At 39.7% G+C, this 24638-nt stretch carries 15 protein-coding genes; 8 read left to right on the forward strand and 7 right to left on the reverse strand.

The annotated features are described in order from the left end of the window. The first annotated feature begins 27 nt into the window (after nt 1-27). Complete coding sequence (locus A7968_RS01065; RefSeq protein ID WP_064664731.1) at nt 28-378, forward strand: hypothetical protein; 351 nt, start codon at nt 28-30, stop codon at nt 376-378. Between the two features lie 523 nt (nt 379-901). Here A7968_RS01065 and A7968_RS01075 read toward each other — a convergent pair. Further along, nucleotides 902-1612, reverse strand: a complete 711-nt coding sequence (locus A7968_RS01075) for a hypothetical protein (RefSeq protein ID WP_064664733.1) — start codon at nt 1610-1612, stop codon at nt 902-904. Nucleotides 1613-2222: 610 nt separating this feature from the next. On the opposite strand from A7968_RS01075, the gene A7968_RS01080 reads away from it, so the two are divergent. From A7968_RS01080 to A7968_RS01095, 4 genes are all read left to right on the forward strand, one after another. Next, the gene (locus A7968_RS01080; protein ID WP_064664734.1) at nt 2223-2402 is read left to right on the forward strand and encodes a hypothetical protein; all 180 of its coding nucleotides are present in this window, start codon (nt 2223-2225) and stop codon (nt 2400-2402) included. Between the two features lie 320 nt (nt 2403-2722). Further along, nucleotides 2723-4429, forward strand: coding sequence for a DNA phosphorothioation-associated putative methyltransferase (locus A7968_RS01085; protein ID WP_227008957.1), 1707 nt, complete (start codon nt 2723-2725; stop codon nt 4427-4429). A gap of 208 nt (nt 4430-4637) precedes the next feature. Then, on the forward strand, nt 4638-5336 hold the full coding sequence (locus A7968_RS01090; RefSeq protein WP_064664735.1) for a hypothetical protein: 699 nt from the start codon (nt 4638-4640) through the stop codon (nt 5334-5336). Between the two features lie 345 nt (nt 5337-5681). Continuing rightward, the gene (locus tag A7968_RS01095; protein ID WP_064664736.1) at nt 5682-8834 is read left to right on the forward strand and encodes a DEAD/DEAH box helicase; all 3153 of its coding nucleotides are present in this window, start codon (nt 5682-5684) and stop codon (nt 8832-8834) included. Nucleotides 8835-8837: 3 nt separating this feature from the next. On the opposite strand, the gene A7968_RS01100 is transcribed toward A7968_RS01095, so the two are convergent. From A7968_RS01100 to A7968_RS01120, 5 genes are all read right to left on the reverse strand, one after another. Next, a complete protein-coding gene (locus A7968_RS01100; RefSeq protein ID WP_064664737.1) occupies nt 8838-10319 on the reverse strand; it encodes a KAP family P-loop NTPase fold protein in 1482 nt (493 codons plus the stop codon). Nucleotides 10320-10328: 9 nt separating this feature from the next. After that, nucleotides 10329-12173: a hypothetical protein gene (locus A7968_RS01105; protein ID WP_064664738.1), complete on the reverse strand. Its 1845-nt coding sequence runs from the start codon at nt 12171-12173 to the stop codon at nt 10329-10331. A 509-nt stretch (nt 12174-12682) separates the two neighbouring features. Then, nucleotides 12683-13729 (reverse strand): HNH endonuclease, encoded by a 1047-nt coding sequence (locus A7968_RS01110; protein WP_064665341.1) that lies wholly within the window; start codon nt 13727-13729, stop codon nt 12683-12685. A 35-nt stretch (nt 13730-13764) separates the two neighbouring features. Next, nucleotides 13765-15981 (reverse strand): cold shock domain-containing protein, encoded by a 2217-nt coding sequence (locus A7968_RS01115; protein WP_064664739.1) that lies wholly within the window; start codon nt 15979-15981, stop codon nt 13765-13767. Between the two features lie 33 nt (nt 15982-16014). After that, complete coding sequence (locus A7968_RS01120) at nt 16015-16602, reverse strand: class I SAM-dependent methyltransferase (RefSeq protein WP_064664740.1); 588 nt, start codon at nt 16600-16602, stop codon at nt 16015-16017. Nucleotides 16603-17047: 445 nt separating this feature from the next. Between A7968_RS01120 and A7968_RS01125 the strand changes: the two genes are divergently transcribed. From A7968_RS01125 to A7968_RS01135, 3 genes are all read left to right on the forward strand, one after another. Next, the gene (locus tag A7968_RS01125; protein WP_064664741.1) at nt 17048-17347 is read left to right on the forward strand and encodes a helix-turn-helix transcriptional regulator; all 300 of its coding nucleotides are present in this window, start codon (nt 17048-17050) and stop codon (nt 17345-17347) included. A 1368-nt stretch (nt 17348-18715) separates the two neighbouring features. Then, nucleotides 18716-19948 carry an EAL domain-containing response regulator gene (locus A7968_RS01130; protein ID WP_064664742.1) on the forward strand — a complete coding sequence of 411 codons (1233 nt, stop codon included), beginning with the start codon at nt 18716-18718 and terminating at the stop codon, nt 19946-19948. Between the two features lie 70 nt (nt 19949-20018). Beyond that, nucleotides 20019-23975, forward strand: coding sequence for an ATP-binding protein (locus tag A7968_RS01135; protein WP_064664743.1), 3957 nt, complete (start codon nt 20019-20021; stop codon nt 23973-23975). A gap of 53 nt (nt 23976-24028) precedes the next feature. Here A7968_RS01135 and mntA read toward each other — a convergent pair whose 3' ends face one another. Further along, nucleotides 24029-24418 (reverse strand): type VII toxin-antitoxin system MntA family adenylyltransferase antitoxin, encoded by a 390-nt coding sequence (gene mntA / locus A7968_RS01140; protein WP_064664744.1) that lies wholly within the window; start codon nt 24416-24418, stop codon nt 24029-24031. Nucleotides 24419-24638 lie beyond the last annotated feature (220 nt).

The raw sequence follows: 24638 nt of genomic DNA on the forward strand, positions 1-24638 counted from the left end.
TTTATTTTTAGCTTTTGTTGTTTTCTAATGCCTATACTAGAAATACTATTATACAGCACCATTTTTTTCTTTTTTTATCTAATGATAATGGCTGTTTTATTTCCGCGTATTTCAATTAAATACATTGATAGTAAAATGATACAAGATGGAATTGACTCTCCAAGTTGGGACAGAGGTATAGGCGCAAGTGCGCCATTTTACGCTATGGCTATTTTTTTTAAAAAAGCACGAATACCAACACCACTATTTAATGGCAGTCATGTTGCAAAGTATGCAAGACCAATAGACAAGTTTTTAGCCTGTTTACATCTTATTTCTACCACTGGGTTTTTGTTAAGTATTTTTTCTATGATGATTCTAGAATTTTTTATTTTATAGATGGAGTTAGCACCTTTTTTAGTTTACTTATTCTATATTTTTCTCATTAGTACTTTTGCTTCATCGATATTATTTTCAAGAATTTCGATTAAGTATATTAATAAAAATATGGAGAAAGATGGCGTGGACCCACCTAGTTGGGATAGAGGTATCGGTGCTAGTGCCTCATTCTATATTTTCGCCATGTTTTTTGAAAGGTCCCGAACCCCGACTCCGTTGTTTGATGGACGTTTTGTAGCTAAGTACGCACGCCCCATTGATAAAGTAATTGGTGCTATTCACTCTATTTCAGTGTTAGGAACAATAGTGTGTCTTTGTATAATTACCTATCTTCAAAGTAGCGTGTAGGCGAGAGTTCATCTCGCGCTTTGGTTTTTAATTGCAAATTCTGAGGGGGTCACGTTTGCGACGGCAACCAAGGGGCGCTCTTTATTAATTTAAAGCGCCTAAGCTCTTTGAAGACTCGGCACACTACGTGTTTTACAAGCTCTGAGCGTGCAACTTGCTGTCATGCAAACCACGTTTAATCTTTAAACCAGCGATAAAAACCAAACACTGCCAAAAGTGCAACACAACCAACAATCACGAGTTGCCATATTTTATCGTTATGAGTTTTTTCTTGCTCAGGAGCGTGTGCAGTTAAACGGGTATCTGCTTTTGATACAGGGGTTAATGTCATAGAATGAGTAAGCAGCTTCGCTGGGTTAGCGTCCGCCTGAGGCACCACTACCTTAACGGGTTCAAGATTCGTGCTTACTTTGTTTTGCGCATGCCACTGGTCTTCAAATTTAGTACGCTGCTCAGCTCGGTTTTCACTGCACCAAACAAAGTCAGTTTGTTGCAATTCATTAGCGCGGCAACGCTGCGGGTATTGGTAAAAATTACTCCAGGCGAGCCGTTTCCGATCACTGTCATATGTTTTACTATAGACCGTTGAATCATGTACTTTTTTATTTAATAAATCATTTGCTGATGAACGAGAATAGCGAGGTGATACAGAGCTACTCCCTCGGCGCTTTGGGCTTTTACAATAACGCCCTAATTCTTTAAAGAGCTCTGTGGCACGCTGGCGTAACCGCTCACCTTCTCTTGAGCTATAGCTTGATCTCATTCTGTCACGAATATTTTCTCGCTCAGCTTTTATGCGATCACATTGTGCTTGGGAATACTGCTCAGCGGCCAATGTGCTCGAGCTTGTAACCAAGCAAGTCGCTAATAAAATCCTTTTAATCATGTCTACATCACTGTCGTTAAATTAATGCTAGCGTATCAGTTTTTGCCTTAGCAGCAAGCCTTTGAGTTTAAAATCAGCCCCCTTTGCTTTATTTTCTTCATTATATGAGCTCACCTTTACCACTGTAGGCGTTAAGCTTGCTGACGCGAAAAGCGCAGCTTTTGGATTGTAGGCGGGAGTTTGTATCCGGCTTTGGTTTTTAATTGCAAATTTTTAGTTATGTCGCGTTGGCGACGGCAACCAAAGAGCGTACGATTTTCAAAGTTGACTCTGCTGCAAGTAATTCATCCCTGAAGCTGGGTTACTGTCGGCATCCATGCCTTCACTTCCTCAAGCTGCAAAGCTGCGCTTTGGTCATTCGTCACCTCTCAGCGCCCCGAGGATTTTACAGTTTCCTCAAAACCTAAATTGATATGAACGTAAACGCCGTGTATTCGCCGTCCATGGCGAAGTCACGGCTTTAATTGCTACCATGCAATTGATTACTCATCATTAATCTAATTTCGAGTGTGATCACGGGGAAATTGTCTTAGCAGCAGCCTTTTATGCAAAATTTGTCGATGTACAAAGAGTTATGTATATTAAATTCAACTTAGTTTGAGTAACGCGAATGGCTAATCAAGATCAAAAGGGCAAATGGCTTTCGAGTAAAGAAGCTATGAAGCATCTAAAAATATCAGGCTGTGAGCTTATGCATCGCCGCGAACGTGGTGAGCTTAAGTTTGAAAAGCGCGGGCGGGCATATTTTTATTATATTGGAGTTAGCAATAAGACTACGCTTAACTTTTAAAATGTAACCTCATTCGAGGTTTTTGCCAGATTGCTGGCGGCAACCAAGGGGCGCATAGCGCCGTACGCCCCTTGGAACCCCACGGCGCCCCGAGCATTTTGCAGTTTCTTCAAAACCTCAATTGATATGAACGTAAACGCCGTGTAAGGCACATCCTTGTGCCAGTCACGGCTTCGATTGCTTCCATGCAATCAATTACTCATCAATTACGTCTTTTCGGGCAAAATGACGGGGGAGTTTAACTCAGCATTAGCCTTCAAATTTGTTGTTGCTATTGCTGTTAGGTATATTGAGTTATCTTAACTATTTGAGTAACTTAAATGGCTGCTAACTTACCGACATCACTCAACTTCCCTCAATACCGTGATTTAGTAAAAATGCTCAAACATGGTAAATCATTACCTACAGCCATTTATTTACATAAAAGTTCATTAGAAGAAGCCCTGTCACCTGAATTATTCAGCTTCATAGAAAACACTATTATCAAACTTGAAGTCGAGCAACCGTGGAACTTAATTAAGCTCTATAAACGTGACTTAAAATTTACACTACTAAACTACCCTGATTTTGATAAATACGCATACCCTGCACTTCATACCAGCCATACAATAGATGCCCAAGAGCTAACATTAAAAACAACTAATTACATTGGCTCAAATAATCCCCCCATATTGCACCGTAAAGAAACCTTTGTTCTGGCCAATTATCCTCACTACCCATTATTTAAAGATATTACCGAGGAAGGAGAACAAATTGGCCTGTACCAAAACACCAAAAGCATTGGTTTTAAACAACAATGGCATAACTTAATTAAACGCAAAGGCTATAAGCTTGATGAGCAAGGACGGCTGCATAAAGTAGCAGAAATACCAAAACCTGAAATTGAACATAAACCACAAGCAATACAGCGCCATTTAACGGCTATAAATCGCGATAGACTTTCAGCGCCTTTTCAAAAACTGGCAAAGTATGGCTACTTAAATGGAGATTATTCAATACTTGATTACGGTTGTGGGTTAGCTGATGACGCAACTGAGCTAGAAGCACATGGGCTTAATATAAATGCTTGGGATCCAGTACACAGGCCAAGCGGAAATAAGCAAACTAGTGATATTGTTAATTTGGGTTTTGTACTCAATGTTATTGAAGATCAACAAGAGCGAAAAGAGACTTTAAAAGCAGCTTATAAACACACTAATAGACTGCTTTTAGTATCTGTAATGCTCGCCAACGAGGCAAAACAAGAACATTTTAAACAATACAAAGACGGCGTAATTACTAAATGGAATACGTTTCAAAAATACTATAGCCAAGCACAAATAAGAGCTTACATAGAGCAGACCCTAAACGTTAAAACAATGGCGTTTGGGCAAGGCATAATTGCTATTTTTAAATGCCCGCAATTAGAAGAGGCACATCATTTAGAGCTGCAATTTCAAAATTATAATTGGCAACACATAACGCAAAGGCCACAACCAAAAGCATTACCCAAAGCCCAGCAAAAAACCTTGTTTGAAAAACACCAAACACTGCTTGATGATTTTTGGCAACATTGCCTGCACTTTGGCCGTTTACCCGCAAACGATGAGTTTGAGCAAAGCACAACATTGCGCAAATACTTTGCCAGCCACAACAAAGCATTTACCCTGCTGCAAAATTACTATGAGCAAAATGAGTTTGAGCAAGCGCAACAAAAACGAAAACACGATTTACTGGTTTATTTTGCACTTAGCCTATTTGGTAAACGCCAAGCTAAAAGCCACATGCCTGCAAGGCTAACGCGAGATTTAAAAGTACATTTTGATGATTACAACCAAGCATTAGAGCAAGCAAAGCAACTGCTTTTCTCGATTGCAGAGCCTGCTAATATTGGTAATGCCTGTTATCAAGCCTATGAGCAGATTCAACTCGGTGAGTTACACGACAACCACTCGTATATATTACCCACTCGTTACTTAAATCATCTCCCCGCAATATTGCGTGTATACATAGGTTGTGCAGTGCAGTTTCCTCAAAACCTCAATTGATATGAACGTAAACGCCGTGTAAGGCACATCCATGTGCATGTCACGGCTTTAATTGCATCCATGCAATTAATTACTCATCAATTGAGTCTTTTCGGGCAAAATGACGGGGGAATTGCCTTAGCAGCGGCCTTTAATTCAATAATGAGTTAATGCTTGTTTACATTGCATTTTTTAGTAAACTGAATGCTCGCAAACAGGGAGTGAATTAATGCAAAAAATATTTAATGAGTTAGAAGATGTTTTAAAATCGCAAAATCACCTGAAGAGCAATTTCTTCGGTAGTTTAAATATTAAGAGCTGGAAATTATTTTTAGCAAAATTTGTAGCCCTCTACTTTTTAATATTTGCAGTATTCCCCTTTGTTTCCAGAATTGATAATTCTGTCATTTCAGAAAATATTTACCCGTACTCTGCAATGATATTTTTCATCACCCCTGTAATTTATCTTTTTATAAAACTGATGATGAATACTTGTACCGCATTAAAAAACCCTAGCTATGACTTTTTTAAACCAATAATGAAAGATATAAGCTTACATACAAACCTTGTAGATAAATTTTCAACATTTCAGAGCTATGAGCTATCTCAATCAATTAGAAGACTTACTTACGATATTGAAAGAACGAAAGGAAGAATGGGTTTTTTAGTAGGTGCAATAGAAAAGCTAGGGATTATTCCCTATTGCATAACCTTATGTTTCGCACTCAGTAATTTTCTTGATAAAAATGAGGGGAGTACAATTTATATATACGCTCTTGCCTTTTTATTCGGTTTATATGGCGGAGCTATAGTTACATTAAAAATAATAGATAAATTAGAATTTTTTAAAGTAATTTTAATTGATGCCAATGAGATTGCAGAACTGAGAGAATCACAAGAAGTAGAGCCAAATAACAAAAAAGCTTAACCTTTTCACCTATCTTTCAAGCTTTATTCGATTATTGCCAGATTGCTGGCGGCAACCAAGGGGCGGATACCGCCGACCGCCCCTTGGAACCCCACGGCGCCCCGAGCATTTTGCACTTTCCTCAAAGCCTAAATTGATATGAACGTAAACGCCGTGTAAGGCACATCCATGTGCCTGTCACGGCTTTGATTGCATCCATGCAATCAATTACTCATCAATCGAGTCTTTTCGGGCAAAATGACGGGGGAACAGCCTTAGCATTATCCTTTAATTCAATAATGAGTTAATGCTTGTTTACATTGCATTTTTTAGTAAACTGAATGCTCGCAAACAGGGAGCGATTTAATGCAACAGATTGGTATTTACGAGCAGTTAATTACACAAGTAATTAAGCAAAACTTAAATCGCGATCAATTTTATGTCGGTGAACGCCAGCTTGAATCGGCTGAAGCTGCTATTTGGCTTTCGCGCTTTTTAGGTAAGCTTGTTGAACATGCAATTGATGCAATTCCTAATTCAAACGAGCGTTTGCAAGAGCAAATAAACCTCGCAAACAGTCTTGTGCTTTGGCTTAAAGATCATATTCGCGATGACGAGCTGATCAATGAAAACCTTATCGACAGCCAAGGCCGTATTCTTACTGCACTGTTTAATACTCAAAACCCTATTGCGGCCAATCTTAAAGATTACTCTCACGATATTTTTCCGCTAACAGGGCTTACCCAAAGCGAATTATTTAGCGGTGCGAATGCGGGGATCTCCCTCGAAACCGAGCTAAAACGCGAGATTAAATCGTCCGACACTATTTACTGGCTTGTCTCATTTATAAAATGGACGGGGCTGCGAATATTTAAAAATGAGCTTGAAGCCTTTACCAAAAGCGGCAATAAACTCAAAGTAATCACCACCTCGTACATGGGTGCAACTGATGCTAAAGCGGTGGAGTTTTTAGCTAACCTACCAAACACTGAGGTAAAGCTTAGCTACAACAATCAGCAAGAGCGCTTACACGCAAAATCATACTTGTTTATGCGTAATACGGGTTTTCATACCGGTTATATTGGCTCGTCTAATTTATCGCATTCGGCGCTTACTAGCGGCCTTGAGTGGAACTTAAAAATTACCGCCCAAGAGATCCCGCACATCATAGCCAAAACTAAAAGCACCTTTGAAACTTACTGGCAATCGCCAGATTTCGAGCTATTTACTGGCAAGGTTGAATGTAAAGAAAAGCTCATAAATTCACTTAACGAGCAACGCGGTGTTGGCCAAGCAAGCAGCCAGTTTTATTTTGATATAACACCAAAAACCCACCAGCTCGCTATTTTAGAAAAACTAAGCGTTGAACGTAGCGTTCATAATCGCTTTAAAAACTTAGTGGTTGCAGCAACGGGAACTGGTAAAACAATAATCTCAGCGTTCGACTTTAAAACCGTTTACGACAAAAACCCAAACGCACACTTTTTGTTTGTAGCCCACCGCGAAGAAATACTCAAACAAGCGCAAAGCGCTTATCGTGGCGTGCTTAAAAATAACGACTTTGGTGAGCTTTGGGTTGGTAACTACAAACCACAGCGCTATAACCAATTATTTGCGTCAATCCAAACGCTGAATAGCCAAATTGAATCGCTCAATCTAACCCACGATTACTACGACTACATAGTTATAGACGAAGTGCATCACGTAAGCGCCGCCAGTTATCGCGCTATTCTAAACCACTTTACGCCCACAATATTACTTGGCTTAACCGCCACACCAGAGCGACAAGATGGCGCCAATATACTGGATGATTTTTGTGGGGTAATTGCCGCTGAAATTCGCTTGCCAGAGGCAATAAATCAACGCCATTTATGCCCGTTTCAATACTTTGGATTAGATGACGATATCGACCTAAGCCAAATAACATGGCGTGGTGGCCGTTACGATATAAGCGAGCTAAGTAACCTTTATACAGGGGAGAACAGCCGCGCTAACAAAATTATATCCAGCCTTGCTGATATAGTGACTAATGTTCACAACATTAAAGCATTGGCGTTTTGTGTGAGCCAAAAACACGCTGAATTTATGGCCTCTAAATTCAACTTAGCAGGCATAAACGCCGATGTACTGATCAGCAAAAATACCAATGAACGGGCGCACAAACAGCAAGCCCTGCGCCAAGGCGAAATACAAATACTCTGCGTGGTTGATATTTTTAACGAGGGGGTCGATATTCCAGAGGTTGATACCCTGTTATTTTTACGCCCAACTGAAAGCCTAACGCTGTTTTTACAGCAACTCGGCCGTGGCTTACGCTTGCCAGATAATAGCCCAAAGCAATGCTGTACCGTGCTCGACTTTGTAGGCAACGCTCGCCCAGAATACGACTTTGCTAGCAAGTTTCGCGCGCTGATAGGTAAAAGCAACCAACCAATAAAAACCGAGATCGAAAACAACTTCCCGCATTTACCGCTGGGTTGCCGAATAGAGCTTCAAAAGCGTACACAGCAAACAATATTAAAAAATATTCAGCAAGCCATAAACACTAAACGCCGTTTACAACAGCTGATAACTGCTTACCCGCAACACACCAATGATGCGCTAACGCTAAGTAACTTTTTACACATAAATCCACAAGTCACGCTTGAAGATATATACAAACCAAAAGACAGAAAGCTCGGCGGCTGGCACTGGTTAAAAGACGATGAAATACCCGCAGAGCAAGCCGACCTTTACGCCGCGTATTACCGCGCTATCAACACCCAGTTACTCGGCTGCGACTCGCTCAGCTACTTATGCTTTTTACGTGATTTATGTAACAACGACTTTAGTTTTACGCCAACAGCGCAAAACCAACAGTACGCGCTTATGGCGCATTACAACTTTTGGGATAACACAGGCACAAGTTTAGGCTTTAAAACGCTTGAGCAAAGCTTACAGGCACTTAAACACAAAGAGCTACAGCAGGAACTTGCCCAAGTGATTGTGCTGTTAATAAATCGCATTCACCAGCAAGAAAGCGATTTAACGTGCTTACCTAATCACGTAATCAAATTACACAGCCGCTACACGCGCCAACAAATACTCGCCGCATTTGGCGCTCACACGTTTGAGCAAAAGTCATCTGCTCGTGAGGGTGTTCTTATATTAAACGACCAAAACCTAGAGCTGTTATTTGTAACACTCAACAAGTGCGAAAAAACCTACTCACCCACCACGCTGTATCACGACTACGCAATCAGCCCCACCCTGTTCCATTGGCAAACGCAAAACAGCGCCCGCCCAGAACACGGCCGCGGCCTTAGTTATATTCAGCACCAACAAACAGGCAAAACCATATTGTTATTTGTGCGCGAACAAGGCAAAGACGAAAACGGCCGAACCATGGGATTTGTAAACTACGGCGAGGTTAAATACCAAAGCCACAACGGCAGTCAGCCGATGAATATAACGTGGGAGTTAACCAGCCCAATGCCAAGTGAAATGTGGCATGAAGCTGGAAAATTGGCGGTTGGGTGATAATTAACTTATATCATGCGCTAATTCAACGTAGCGAAAATAATCATCAATTGTCCAGAATTTTCTCGAGGGATCGTATTGATCTAATGCTCTTTTAAAAGTACAGAAGTTTTTATCCTTTGTCTTTGCGGTACTACTCTCGTATTTATCATTCATAGTAGATTTAACAAACTCTACATCAGCTGTCATCTTTGAAGAGTTAAGCACCTTTCCATATATATGAGCAAACTTGTAAGCTTCTTTAAAAATAGGTGGCTCATTCTCGAGTATTAACTTTATATCTCTATCTAAGCTCGTAAAGGCTAAATCTATTGAGTATTTAACTGTATGACCCTTAACCCTCTGCTGCTGCTGAGTAGTTTCTGGAGCATCTAACTTTTTATGTAAACGTTTTCGGTCATAAGATTCACGATAAAACTCTGATTCAAATTCACATATTAATTGCAGAAGTAACCTGGTATCAAAAATTTCATTCTCACAATGTATGACTATAGATTCATACTTGCTGAATAACTGCTCAAGCCGCCTGAGTGAAAGCTCATATAAATTTCCAATGGCAGAAAAAATATGTGATAACCCATCTTTATCTTGTTCATTTTCAAGAAAAAACATTTTGTCAATTTTATCGACTATTAGAGATTTTTGAATTAACAGAGATGCGAAGTTCTTTAGATCAGGTTTAGGAATCTTCGCAGTGCGGCTAAAAAATCTGGAAAGGTATTCTTTACCGTCAAATTCATTACCGTAGACAGCCTTAATAGATTTACTTAATTGATCTGTATCTGTAGCAATAATAAAAACGTAATTTTTTAATTCGAAAAAGTGCTTTATAACTTCTAAAAATTCAATTGCGTAATTAGGTCTACACCTATCTAATTCGTCGATTAAAATATAGACTTTAGCATCACCATCATATAGTTGAGCAAATCGCTCTAACGAAGTTTTGATATCTTCAATTGCATCTTTTTGTCGCATATATACTTCATTAAGCTTTTTACCAACTGTTTGGTAATCCTCATCTTCAAAAGTAAACTTTTTTGTGAACTCAACAATAGCACTATTCCCAGTAACGCCAGATACATAAGCCCCCCCAGCAACAGCAAGTAGATTCCATGTTTTTTTAGAATATTTCGCCGCAAATTTTAATAATACTTCTTCTTGATGCGCACAATTCTGCAGAGTATTAATTAAAGCCATTTGTTCTATCAGCTCACTAATAATAACTAGCAATGGGTCATCCGAAAAGTCTGAAATCCACGCATCAATGTGTATAACTGGTAGTTCATGGTCAAATCTCAAATCTGAATATAACTGCTTCAAAAAGTGAGATTTTCCAACTCCCCATGAGCCATCTAGATTTAGCACTAAAGGACTGTTTTGTTTGCGTATATAGCTAGATAAAAACTCTCCATATGCTTTTCTACCTAATTCACATGATTCAAAGGTATAATCATTCTTCCATTGTTTAAACTTGTCGCTACCCATTCATAAACCTCAAATATTCTTCGCTATTAACTCAGCTTTCAACAAGCCACCTTTAGTCAGTAGCTTAGGCGCAAAACTTGGGTTACGTTTTGACTTATAGGCATCAAGTATTAACTTAAGGCCATGCGCTTCTAACAATGAAATATTTACTTCTGTATCCATCTCGGCTGATTCGATGAAATCATCTGAAAAACTGGGGGCAATTATTAATACTTGTGCTACGCGTTTACCCTGATTTTCTGCGCGGGTTACATAGGCTTTTACTTGGCGAGACGTTGTAGAGTATTTTGCAAAATCACCATTTTTACAGGTTTTTGCTTCTCCAATAATTATGTCGTTATCGCTGAGCGAAATTACTATATCGGCTTTATCTTTAGTGGTGTTTAAGTCTTTTCGGAGATCTTCATCAATATTAAGTTCTAATATTTCAAAAATAGCTTTTGTGACTTCTTCAAACTTAACGCCAATGTCAGCTTCAATTACATCAGCGCCCGCCTCTCTTAGCGCGTTAATATCACGACGAGCTAGTGCATCATAATTTTCAATCAACTTATCTGTCGCATTAGCAAAGCTCTCTAAAATAGCAAAGCGTGGGTTACCACGTTTAGACAAGCCCATACTGTCGCGAACTTCTTTTACTTCATCATTTGAGAGTAAATATAAAATATCATGAGGTGTGATACTCAAAGCTCGAAGCTTTTCAGTGTCTATCACTTCGTTAGCTTCGAGTTCAAACGCTTCCTTTAACACAGCTTGCATTGTTGGGAAATGTTCTTCTAATGTTTTTAGAAGCTGTTTAAAACCGCTTGCACTTAGTGAATCAAACTCTTTTTCTGTTGCACCTGATAACGATGACAATATCAGGCCAATGCGCTCATCTAAGGTTGTGCCTAGTTTGTCGGTATCAATTTCTAAATCTTGTATCAGCTGCTTTAGCCTGTCTTTACGTTGGTTTTGGTTATCTTCAACGTTATGAATATCGTCTGATAATAAATTTGCAGCACTAATACCTGAATGAATAATTGTTTGAATTTTATCTGTTCTGCTTACACCTCTAATTTTACGACCATGGGCTTTAAGTGCATTTGAAAGCTCGGCATCAGTGCAAGTTCTTAATATTCTTAACACATATTTATCTGCAAGATCTTTTCCTTGAATTTCATTCAGTAAGGTAACTATTTCATCAGGAATAAATACTTCTTGGCGCTTTTTACTGATAAATAATAGCCCCATATCTCTAAGGCTATTTAAAGCGTCTAGTACACCATTTTTAGGAATAACATCAACTAAGTGCTCTACAGCTGCACACTCATCTGTAGTTAGATTTAACTCATCTGCAAGCACATTAAGAATACTGCGTTCATCATCGGTAACTTTGGCATCACGGTTATTCTTTTCGTCATTAAAATATGCTTCTTTCATACAAGCGTGATAGATTTTTAATGCTCGATTTCTTTCTAAAAAACTCTCACCAGAGCCTTGATGAATACACTCTTTTAATTCTTTTGAAAGCGTAGATAGCTCAGCCCACTCTTTTTCATAAAGCGATTCAATCCAGCTTATTCTGGCAACCCCGTTGCCGTCACGACTTAAAATATTAACCAATAAGTTAAGCTGCGCTGTACTCATTAGAATCTGTTCTTTTACAGAACCTTTGAAGAACTCGCGGACGGTATTAAACAACTGAGTTATTTCGCTGCCTGATGCATTTTTGATTTGGCCGTCGATATTGTCGATTGTTTTAGCTAAAGTTTTATTATTTTTAGCAGCATCAGAACAAAGGCGATCGAGGCATGAAATGAATTTAGATTTTTCGACTTGGTTAACAATTGATAAAACTTGGTTGAGTTTCATTTAGTAGAGTCCTTTCTTATTATGTGGTTACTAACCTAGCAGCAATTTGTAATTAGAGCAATTTACATTCAGTTAATGTTCATTTTTAAGGCAAATAAAACAACGATTGATTAACACCAATCTACCAGCATACTCCAACTCCCCGTGATCACACCTGAAACTAAGTTAATGATGAGTAATTTACAGCATGGATGCTGTAAAAAGCGTAGCTTGGCCATGGATGGCCTATCTACGCTGGTTACGTTCACATTATTAACGCATGTTGAAGATCAAGTGTGATCCTCGGGTGCGCCGTGGGATTCCAAAGGGCGGTCGGCGGCAGCCGCCCTTTGGTTGCCATCGCCAACGCGATAAAACCTCGAATAGAGGTTTTTAATCCCTTTCCCAAAATCATCTATAAATCACGGCTAAAGCCGGTTCCTACAAAAACAAAGCGCGATATAAAATCGAGCCTACGGCACGACCTACAATTTAAAAGCTTCACTTTTCGCGCGAGGCAAGCTATACGCCTACGCGTCATACCTCGGTTTACCTTCCGCCACTAAATTAAGCTCCGCATCTCTATTAAGATATAACCCTGCACCAGCGGCTTGTTCAAAACTATCTTTCGCTAACCACAATTTAGCGCTGTTCGCCTGAGCCACCTGATATGCCCAATCACTTACCGAGCGTGATTTATCAGCATCACAATTAAAATAATCACTGAGTTCACGGGTTATATGCTGGCTATTTAAAACGAGGTTTTGTTCTTGCCAACGTTCGCGGTGCAACTGCGCGGCTAAAAAGTCACGTTTGCTGTTATTACAGCTGCTATGCGCAGCCACAAAATTATGGCCTAAGTCGTTTGCGTAGCGGGCAAACGGTATAAAATGATCAACTTCAGTTTTATTGTTCAGCGACTTTTGGCAATAAAAACAATTGCCGTGTTGCAGCTCAATTAGCACAGGTTTGGCTTTACTCAGGGCGTTGCGGTCAAAACCAAATAAAAAGTCGTGCAGTTGGCTTTGTGGGCCAATTAGCGCTTGGTTATGCTTAATACTTTGAATTTTTTGCAGCCAGGCATTTTTAGCCAAATACACCACCAAATCATAAAAGCGCCGAAAACAACTGGCGATACCAGCATTTAAGGTGATGAATTTAGTGCTATTGGTATGTGGATATAAAAAGCATTCTGCTTGTTTTGCTAATATTTGTAAGCGCCACAATGGGCCACTTTTGAGTGTTGCCATTGCTGCGTTAAAGGTTGGCTTATAGAGCGAGCTTTGTTTTAACGCGCGTAAATTACGAATGTTGTTTTGTTGGCACTCATACAACACCGAAATCACTTTAGATTGCGCGCCAGAGTTTTGTTTAAGTAAAGCGCTTTCGCCTGTTTGTTCTGAGGCAAACGGCACTGCATGGTGCCAATATAGAGTTATGAGCTTGTCGGCTAAGGTGGCTAAGTCAATTTTCAGCTCTGCTTGCTCAGATATAAGCGGTTGCTCAACACATACATCAGCCAACGCATGCAACAACGCAAACTTATACGTTGCACTAAAGTCACCTTCCACCAGCATGCGCTGAATATAGGCAATAAAGTCGAGTTGCTGCCTCAAAGTATTACCTTTACGTTTTTAGCTTGGGGTTTTCCTTTATTATCAAATGGCTCAAATGATACTTTTACGCCACGTTTTAACTTATCTTTAGAACAATCAGCAACCTGTGCGAATGTAAAGTAATAATCGTTTTGCTGTTCACTTTCAATATGACCATAGCTTCTTTCTTCATCTAAAAACTTAATAGTGGAAGTTTTTACTTGTGAACTATTATAAGTACTGACTTTTTCGGCTACTTCTTGCTCTGGTATTTTTAAAATTTTATCTGCAAAAGTTACGCTTTCACCTTTAAGTGGAACAAAGCTAACAAGCTCATTATCTTTGGGTATATAATTTTTATCTTCAATATTCTGCTCGTTGAAAGGAAAGTCTTTACCAGTTTCAGAAACTATATATCCATATGAATTCTTTTGATTCCAAAACTTAATTCTAGAAATTTGTCGATTTTCATTTCTCAGTTTATATTTTTCATGGAAGGCCTTGAGTACATTATCTCGTATTTCACTGAAGCTCTGTTTAAACAGTTCTTCTAACTGCCTCATAAACTCGTTTTCAAAAAATTCGTTATGAGATGAAGTAATAGGTATACGCGGTACTGAAATTTTATCCCTGTCTAGTTGAATAGCTTGAGAGCCACTCTTTCGCTTAATTTTTCTGCCACTACCCATATTCATAGAGAACAAATCAACATAGCGACTAGGCCCCACACCAGAATAAGGCTCAAATACAAGTTTTAGTTTATTTTGAATAACATTATCATTGGCAATTGCTGATGATTTGGTAGAAGTATCATTACGCCTAGCATTAATATCTAAATAAGCCTTAGTAATATTATTAATTGCTTGCTGTTTGTTTTCTTCGTCCAAAGCGATTGTGAGCTTTTCTGGATCAAAGATTGAATCATCATGAGAATCCGCAGCCCTACTTTTAGGATATGGTTCTATATATTGAACCTTATCTATTCCTGCTGCTACTAAGTGCTTTGCACAATTGTGACATGGGTATGTTGTGCAGAACATATGCATACCTTTCACTCCAGTACCATTTCTGGCAGCGCTCATGAGTGCCGACATTTCAGCATGCACTACTCGACCATATTCAGTAATATCTTTTAAAGTTGATTTTTGAAGTATTATTTCTGCTTCAGCTCTATTACTTTCAGAAATTAAAGCCTTATCGACAAATAATTGTATTAATTCATCAGCTAACTTATCTTTAACTACTGCATTAGTATCATAGCCTATTACATAGTCTCTTTGGTCAACAGATTGCTTTAATTTGGCTTCATCCTCTACTGTATTAGCAATATAGAAATCGTCTGCCCAATATTGTCCACCGCCAGATTTAGGGACTTCATTGGCACCTAAAGCTATAACATCATTAAGCTCATTAACTATAGCACTTCCAACTTGGCGTGAAAGGTCACCAGATCTCAAAGCACTGGTATAGGCAAGGAACATGCTATGTTCGGACTGGGTTGGAGTTACAATAGGCGCGCCAAAAATCAAGTCAACATAGCGCTCAATAGATTTGCTTAATAATTCATCCAGTTCTTGAATTTTACATTTAAAACTTTCTGAACTTAGGTTGATAAAAAAATCAGAGAGAAGATAAGTTTTACCTAAATCATTTGAAATATCAATACATTTACCATCGATTTCAATAGTTTCTTTGAGCTGACTATAGTCATCATAAATATACTTAGCTGCTTGTATTAGGGCTTCATTATCGGAATAACCTTCAAGTTTAAACTGTTCTTTTTTTAAGTTAACTCGGTCCAATAAGGGCCCTGTAATACCTATAGTAAATAATGAGTCTTTGTAAACTGTTTTTAGCGCATTAAGCTCTTTTGGGTGTGTAACATTATCAATTATATAAACCGTATATTTTTCAGTATCTTTCCTGATCTCTTGAACTCTTTTAATTATAAGTGAGCTAATTAAATCATGCGGTTCATACACTTTCGTCGCATCTTCATTTACTTCATTTAGTACTAGTTCTCTAAGACCGGATAAATATCTGCTTTCTATATCAACTCTATTTTGAATACTTGAGCTTTGCCCAACTTGTGAACTCGAGTTAATGTCTAGTAGGTTAACTCTTTTTATTTTATAACCATAATTACCTACTGAGGTTTCCAATTTTTGGATAATTTTTTCTACATTTATTCCTCTTGGTGCGACTAAGGCTATAAATATTTCATAATTAGTCATTTTAATTCCTTTAATTATTCTATAGGTATTTAATTATTTCTTTACTACGGCATTGAGCCACACTTCATTTTCGCGCTCTGGTCGCTGATCAATACTTTGCCATTGTTTTAGTATTTTCAGCTCGGTGTGATGAGTAATGAGCGCAGTTAATCCGTCTTCGTTTAAATCGGTAAATTCGCGGCCGTTATGTTCGCGCTCTTGCATGCCGTATTTAAACGATACATACAAAACCCCGTTGGTTTTTAATGCGTGTTGTAGGTTTAAAAATGCGCAGGGCAATTCACTTTTAGGTACATGGAGTAAACTGGCGCAGCACCAAATGCCATCGTATTTATTGGTACAATTTAGCTGCTGAAAGGTTTTAACCTCTACAGCTTGTTGTAAGTAATTGCTGGCTAACTTTGCAAGATTTTCGCTTGCGTCAAATGCGCTTACGGTAAAGCCTTGCTGTTTAAAGTAGGCTGCATCGCGGGCAGAGCCGCAACCGGCATCTAAAATATGACCATGTTTGGGGATAAGCGGTAAAAACTCAGCGTAAAGCGCCGACATATCAACATTAACTGTTGAGTCGCTAAAGCTTTGTGCGTTTTGGTTGTAGTAACTGAGTGTTTTAGTAGGCACTAAATCTACCGCTCCGTGGTTAATTAATAATACTTAACTACTAGCTTGTTAAGCTTTGATTAAGTTTAATCCTAACCTAACATGAAAATGTATTAAAAACATAGAGTTTTCCGATGAGTACCAAGTAGATAGCTTATTATTGATTTGCAGCTAGGTAATTAGTCTTGGTTATGAGCTTGTGTTGAAGGGCTAGGATCTAAAAAAGTAACAAGAAGCTAGGTTCTAGGAAAGTGACTAGGCGCTAGGATTAACCCGCCGCCCGTTACCTTCTCTGTGTAGCGCAGCGCCTCGGTGTTCTCGGTGGTAAAATAATTTTAAAAAATCGCAGGTGCAAGATTTACTCGTCACTCGCATCTCGGCGCTGATCTTTTTAAATCACCTTGCAAACACATCAAATACCGCTAAACTAATCATTAGCAACCTAATGACTGAGTAGGTAATCATTTTGAAATCTGAACAAGCATTAAAAATGGCGCAACGTTTGGGGGATTTAATCCGCCAGCACCGTACTTTGCATTACACGCAGAGCACCTTTGCGAAGATGATTGGCGTATCGCGCTCTACAGTGCAAAAGCTGGAGCAAGGGGAAGTGGTTAAAAGTGATGTTTTATTTGAAGCACTGGTGGTGTTGCAATTACAAGGATCACTGCTCGATGAAATTAACGAATTAGCGGCTGATGTAGGCGGCTACAATGCACGGCAACGTAAAACCAATAAAACCCAGGTGATTAACGATGACTTCTGAGTGTTATGTGTTTATTGATGGGCTAGAAGACAAACCCATTATTTGTGGCTTTTTTAAGTTAAATACAAATACAGGCACTAGGTTCTAGGAAAGTGACAGGTGCTAGGGTTAATTCGAAGCTCGTAGCCCGAAACCCGCCGCTTTGTCTTCTCATTTACCCTCATTCACTACTCTTTGTGCAAATAGATCTTTTAGTGATTTATTCACCACAGAGGTTATGAGGCGCTGCGCTTTAGAGGAAAAATATAAAAACTAGGTTCTAGGGAAGTGACTAGGTGCTAGGGTTTGCCCGCCGCCCTCGGTGGTAAAAAGGTTTTTAAAAAATCACAGCTAAAGCTCGTTCCTTCAAAATAAAGGCGCTAAGATTAGCCCCCAGCTTTTGTCTGCTCATTTGCCCTCATTCACTTCTCTTTATGCAAAATGTTTTTAAGTGATTTATTCACCACAGAGGTTAAGAGGCGCTGCGCTTTAGAGGAAAACACAATGGGTCTAATGTAAGTCGTGCTTTAGCGCGTCAATTTTCAATATTAGACATTGTCACCATAAATGGCGACCTACAAGGAAGCGCTAAGATTAGCCCGTTGCCCGCGGCCAGTAACCCGTCGCTCGTTACCTTCTCTGTGTAGCGCAGCGTCTCAGTGTTCTCGGTGGTAAAATAGTTTTAAAAAAATCGCAGGCGCTAGGATTAGCCCGAAGCTCGTCACTCGAAGCCCGCCGCTATTACCTTCTATTTATGCCAAATGTTTTTAAGTGATTTATTCACCACTGAGATTAAGAGGCGCTGCGCTTTAGAGGAAAACACAAAGGGTCTAATGTAGGTCGTGCTTTAGCGCGTCAATTTTCAGTATTAGACATTGTCACCATAAATGGCGACCTACAAGGAAGCGCTAAGATTAGCCCGTAGCTTTTGTCTGCTCATTTACCCCCATTCACTACTCTTTGTGCAAATAGATCTTTTAGTGATTTATTCACCACAGAGGTTATGAGGCGCTGCGCTTTAGAGGCAATGACGAAAGGCGCTAGGTTTTAGGGAAGTAACTAGGGGCTAGGCTGTTTGCAGAAGCTCGTTGCTCGTAACTCGAAGCCGTTATCTTCTCATTTACCCTCAGTCAGATTTTCGATGCCCTTCGCAAGCTAAACCCAGACTAAATAACTAAATGAACGACTGATTAACAAGGCTTTTTACTGTGTTTTGTTTACTTAACAAGCAACAACATTAATATAATGCGGCTATTTTTTACACAGCTGTAATTATTGATTACAAAACCGTTCAGGCCGGTCACATAACACACCGCCAAAATTGACTTAGATCAAATAACATACAGCTGCAGTGGTTAAAATATCACCAGACTTACTAAGGGCGTAATTATGATTGATACCAGTATGAATATTTTGATAGTCGATGACCATGCGTTTGTTCGTCGTGCGCTTGCTACTATGATCAGTCAACTGGGGACTCATCAAATAACTCATGCCAGTGACGGTGACGATGCAATGCGTATTATTGCAACCGCAACGCCCGATATCATAATCTGTGATTTAGCCATGCCGAACATGGATGGCCTTGCCCTACTGAGGGAGCTGTCGACTCAGCAATTTGCTGGCAGTGTTATTCTGTCCAGTGCCTCTGATGCGAGTTTACTGCGTGCCGCTGCTAATTTAGTCACTGCGTTTGGGCTTAACTTATTAGGCGTGCTGCCTAAACCAAGCTCGCAACAGCAATTAACGCATTTTTTTAATCAACATCAGCAGCGCTATATTCAGCCAAATAAAACGCCACAACTCATTGTTGATAACAGTAAGGCTCAGCTGCAAAAAGCACTCGATAACACGCAATTTATTCCTGTTTTACAGCCACAAATCGCCTTTAGTAGTGGCGAGTGTGTTGGCCTTGAAGCACTGTGCCGCTGGCAACACCCTGAGCACGGTATGCTATCGCCTTACTTTTTTATTGAGCAAATTGAGCAAGCGGGCTTAATGGCGCAATTAACGTTGTCGATAATTGCGCAAAGTGTACAGGCACTGCAAGCATTACCTGCCGAGTTTGCAAACACTACGTTATCTATCAATTTAACGCCTTCATGTTTAACCAGCGACATGGTTAATACTATTTTGGCTGATCACGCACTGATGACCCTTGCCAAGCAAAAACGGATCTCCCTTGAAATAACAGAGCAAACAGAATTGCTCAGCGACAGCTTGTCGTTAGAGCTGTTATCACGTTTAAGAATGAATGGTTTTAACTTATCGGTTGATGACTTTGGTACGGGCTATTCTTCATTACAACAGCTAAGCCAATATCCGTTTAACGAAATAAAACTCGACCGCAGCTTTGTGTCGCAAGCAAGCAGCGACGCACAATCAGCGGCGATTGTTGATATGGCGATTCAATTAGCCAATAAACTGCATATGAAAGTAGTGGTCGAAGGCGTTGAAACACACGCTCAGTGGTTGTGCATGCAACAACTCGGCGCTGATATTTGCCAAGGCTTTTTATCGGCAAAACCTATGGAGCCGCATAAACTTGCAGCATGGTTACCATTATGGCAAGCCAGCTACAACGTAATTAAAGCGCAATCTTCTGAAGCATTAAGAGCGTGAGTTTTCTCGCTGATAAACGTTATATTGAATTCACGGTCAGTTTTATACACTCTGACATCAAGGTAGCTGTATGAACAAAAAGTACGCTTACGCAGTATTAATACATGCTGTTAGCCTTATTTTACTCTGCGTTAGTAGCTTCAATAGCTACGCAGCGGATAAGCCAGTAGCGCCGCTGTCGCACAAAAAAGTGCTATTAGTTGGCGCACTTAAAGCTAACCATATCCCTTACTTTGCGATTAACGATGCGAATCAAATTGCTGGCTTATACCCTGAGTATATCGAGCATTTAGCGCAGTCGTTGCACCTTCAAGTGCAATACCAGATTTATGATTCGGTCATTGATCTTGAAACAGCTGCGCAAAAAAACCGTGTAGATATTGCTTTGGGATTACAGTTAACACCACAACGCGCAGATTACCTTACCCTCAGCCATACGATTTTATCAACCCCTCGCAACCTATTGCTCAAAACAGATCTGGTAAGTAAGCCTTTAATTTTAAATAATAAAAAAAATATAAAGTTAGCAGTCTCTACAAGTGATGTGCAAAAAGAGTACATAGTTAAACAGTTTCCTAATCTTGCAATGTTTGAGCTACAACATCAAAACGATATTATCCCTGCATTGACCTATAACTTAGCTAACGCGCATTTTAATGATTCATTAACCAATCAGTATCTGGCGTCAATCCTCGCGCCGGGGTCGTTCTCGGTTGTCGTCCTTGATAATATTGCCGATAAAAAATGGCATATCCCATTATTAAAGAGTAATACCGCGCTCAATCAAAAAATTAATGCGCTTATTGATAAAACCGATCCTGTGACAATCTCAACCCTAGTGTCGCACGCCAGTAAATGGCAACGCCATAATAAAAAGTCGGTGATGTTAGTCACGCCCAACCAGCAAGATTGGTTGGCCCAACATTCGGTTGTGCGCTATACCACTTTGGCTAATTGGCACACCATTGCAATGCGCGATAAAGCAAATAAACCAATGGGCTTGTCAATCAGCGTGTTGAATCGTATTGCAACGTTACTCGGTGTTACCTTAGAGTATGTGCCTAGCAGCTCTTATGAAGATGCCATCGCGCTCTTAACAGCCGGTAAAATCGATATTATTCCGGCAATGCTGCGCACTAACGAACGCACCGCATTAATGAATTTTTCAGACCCATACCTTAGTACTCCTTGGAGTTTAGTGACACTTAAGCACAGCCCACTAAATATTACTAAACTGCGCTTTGGTGACTATAAAATCACCTCGCCAAATGGCGATTATGCCAGAGCCATACTGCAAGACTACTTTCCTGATAGCCAGTTTAGCGCTCAAAACAGCATGGAAAAAAGCTTGCAATTACTAAATGAAAACAAGGTTGATGCGGTATTTACCACATTAGCAACGTCACAGTCATGGCTTGCACAAGATACTGAACATACTTATAAATTGTTGCAAAATTTTGCTATTAACAACAATATTGATGTACAACTTGGCATCTCAAAACAAGCCCCTATTTTACTTGAACTGGTAAACCAAGCGTTGGATGCAATTGGCTATGCAGAGCTTGAATCACTCTCTCGTAGTTGGATTGAGCTTAATGCTAGTCAAGGTGTCACCATTAAAAAAATTATCTTTTATAGTTTACTTGCCAGTGCGCTATTTTTACTGGTTGTAGTCGGCTTTTTATATTGGAACCAAAAGTTACGCCAGGAGATAAGCTTTCGACGAATAGCACAACAGCGTGCGTTGCTAGCAGAGCAAAAGCTGACTGCAATTACCAACGCCATACCAGGGGCTGTGGTGCAATTTCGGATTGATAACCAGCAACTGATTTTTAGTTACGCAAGCCAAGGAATAGAGCGTTTTACGCCCTTTAAACAGATTAATTTATCGGCAAAAAACACTATTAAAAGCGACGATAGTGACTTTTTTAAATTGATCTCGCAACCGCAAATACAGCAGTTAATTAATGCCGCTAAGCAAGCATTAGAAGATAAACAAGGCATTGATTTTGAGTTTGTGCTCAATGCGCCTTACAGCAATTGGCTAAACTTAGTGGCGTTTCCTGCCAACCAAGATGATGACTGCGAATGGAGTGGTGTATTACTTGAGATCAGCCAACGTAAAGAACAAGAAATCGCACTCAGTGAAGAAAAAACCAAAGCAGAGCAAGCAGCCATCGCTAAGTCGCGTTTTTTAGCCATGATGAGCCATGAAATTCGCACCCCATTGAGCGGAGTTATTACCACCACAGAGCTGTTATCGCAGTCATCTTTGGATTATCAGCAACGTGATGACGTTAATACTATTGCGACATCTGCCAACAATTTGCTGCATATCCTCAACGATGTATTAGATCATACCAAAATGGAAGAGCAGCAGTTTGCGATTGAAAAAGTAGAATGTGATTTACTCGATATTGTTGAAAATGCGATCCGTGCTCATGTTGCCAATGCCCAAGCTAAAAACTTACAAATGAGCTTTGATTTTGATCCGCGATTACAACGCTTGATTGAAACAGATCCGGTACGTTTACAACAAGTGCTCTCAAACTTACTCAGTAATGCCGTTAAGTTTACCGAACAAGGAAATATTGCCATTGCGGTTAAGTCATTACACAGCAAGGGCAATATCCAACAGGTAGAGTTTACAGTGACTGACAATGGCTTAGGTATTGCGTTGGAAAACCAAAGCAAGTTATTTACGCCATTCATGCAAGCTGAAAGCTCGACTAATCGTCAATACGGTGGCACTGGCCTGGGGTTATCAATTTGTCGAATGTTGGTTAACCGCCTCGGTGGCGAAATCTCATTAAAAAGTGACTTGGGTAAAGGCAGCGAGTTTAGCTTTGTGATCCCGCTTGAGTCATATCGTGACTGTGAATTACCAAAAACTCCACTGCAACAATCATTGCTACTACTTGATGATGGCAGTGATTGCATTAAACAAGTGATGCATTACTTAACCCGTTGGCAAGTGGCCTTTATTCATGAAACAAACACCTTAGAGCCAACTGCATGGTGTAACCCGCAACAACACAATGATTGTGTGATTATTTATCATAATCACCTCAATCATCTGCAGCAGTTAAAAACGCGTGATAGCAGTAATGTGTGGGTCAAGCTGTGTGCCATGACAAACAATGAGCTTAATGCCGACTACTTTTTACCAACCAATCCATTGTTGTTGTCTCCATTACTCAAAATTTTAGCTAAGGCTTACAATACTCAATTAATGGACTTTACTGATGCCGCGCAAGAGCAAAAAGTAATGCTGCAAACCAAACAGCAAGCTATCGATAGCGGCCGCTTAATTTTGGTTGCTGAGGATCACCCTACTAATCGTAAAGTGATTAAGCGCCAACTCGAAAGCTTAGGCTATCAAGCCGATTATGTTGAGAACGGTGTGCAAGCGCTCGAAGCCATTGCTAAGCAAGATTACAATTTACTGATCACCGACTGCCATATGCCAGAACTCGACGGCTACGGACTTACTCAACAACTGCGCCAACAAGGCTGTACCATGCCAATAATTGCCTTTACCGCAAATGCATTAACAGGTGAAGCCCAGCGCTGTATTGAGCTGGGAATGAACGGCTATATAAGCAAACCGGTAAGCCAAAGCGTGTTACAGGCTAAATTAAATAAATACCTGCCGAAAATAGCTCATACTGTAAACGCGGTAGTCGATGATATGAGTCCTGCTGCAGTAACCGATAACAGCGGCTTTAACCTTGCTGAGCTGGAAACTATGTTTGGCTCTAAAGATGACGTGGATTTGCTGCTAAACGAGTTTATTAACAGCTCTAAAATTGATATTACCCAGCTTAATAATGCATTACAAGTTGGCGATTTTTTGCAACTCGCTGAAGTTGCGCACCGCTTAAAAGGTGCCGCACAAATGATGCTAGCAAATAATTTAAGTAGCCTAGCGAGCAGATTAGAAGACGCAGCAAAACGACATCAACAACCACAATGTGAAACCTTATACCAACAGCTCAATGATTGTTTTAATACATTGAAGAGCTAGGCACTAGATTCTAGGCAAGTGACTAGGTGCTTATATAAAGTGAGATCCCTATATCAGTCATGTTTGCTCGCTATTGTTTCAAACTCAAATTGGCTATAAATACGCTGTTGTTCTTTCATTGCTCTAAGGCTATTTTTACTTAAAATTATACGCCCGTATTCTACTACATTGAAGGCAAGGTAACTGGGGATCAAATTTATATCTACAATCGAAATAAGTTGTTCATTCACGTTAAGTATATTACTGATTTCAAGCTCAAGTTCTTTAGGCCTGAGCCGTTTATCAAATGAACTCAAGTCAAAATTCTTAAAAGCGACAGCAAGATCGATATCACTATGTGATTGCGCAGACCCTTTAGCGTGAGATCCATATAACCAAACCACTTCAATGTCGCTATTTTGCTGCAAATACTTAACGACTTCTTGAATAACGTCATTTCCCACAATACAAAACCATTAATAGTAAACTGTAATTATCATAACCGATCAGTTTTATAGTGAACACAAAAACTGATAATTCACTTTGTCTTCTCATTTACCCTCATTATCTTCTCTTTGTGCAAATTGGTTTTAAGTAACATTCACGGCTAAAGCCGTTTCCTACGGGAAATGATGCTAGGATTTACACGCAGCTCGAAACCCACCGCTCCTTTATATTTTAATT

The organism is Pseudoalteromonas prydzensis, assembly GCF_001661495.1.
Taxonomy (GTDB): Bacteria; Pseudomonadota; Gammaproteobacteria; order Enterobacterales; family Alteromonadaceae; genus Pseudoalteromonas; species Pseudoalteromonas prydzensis.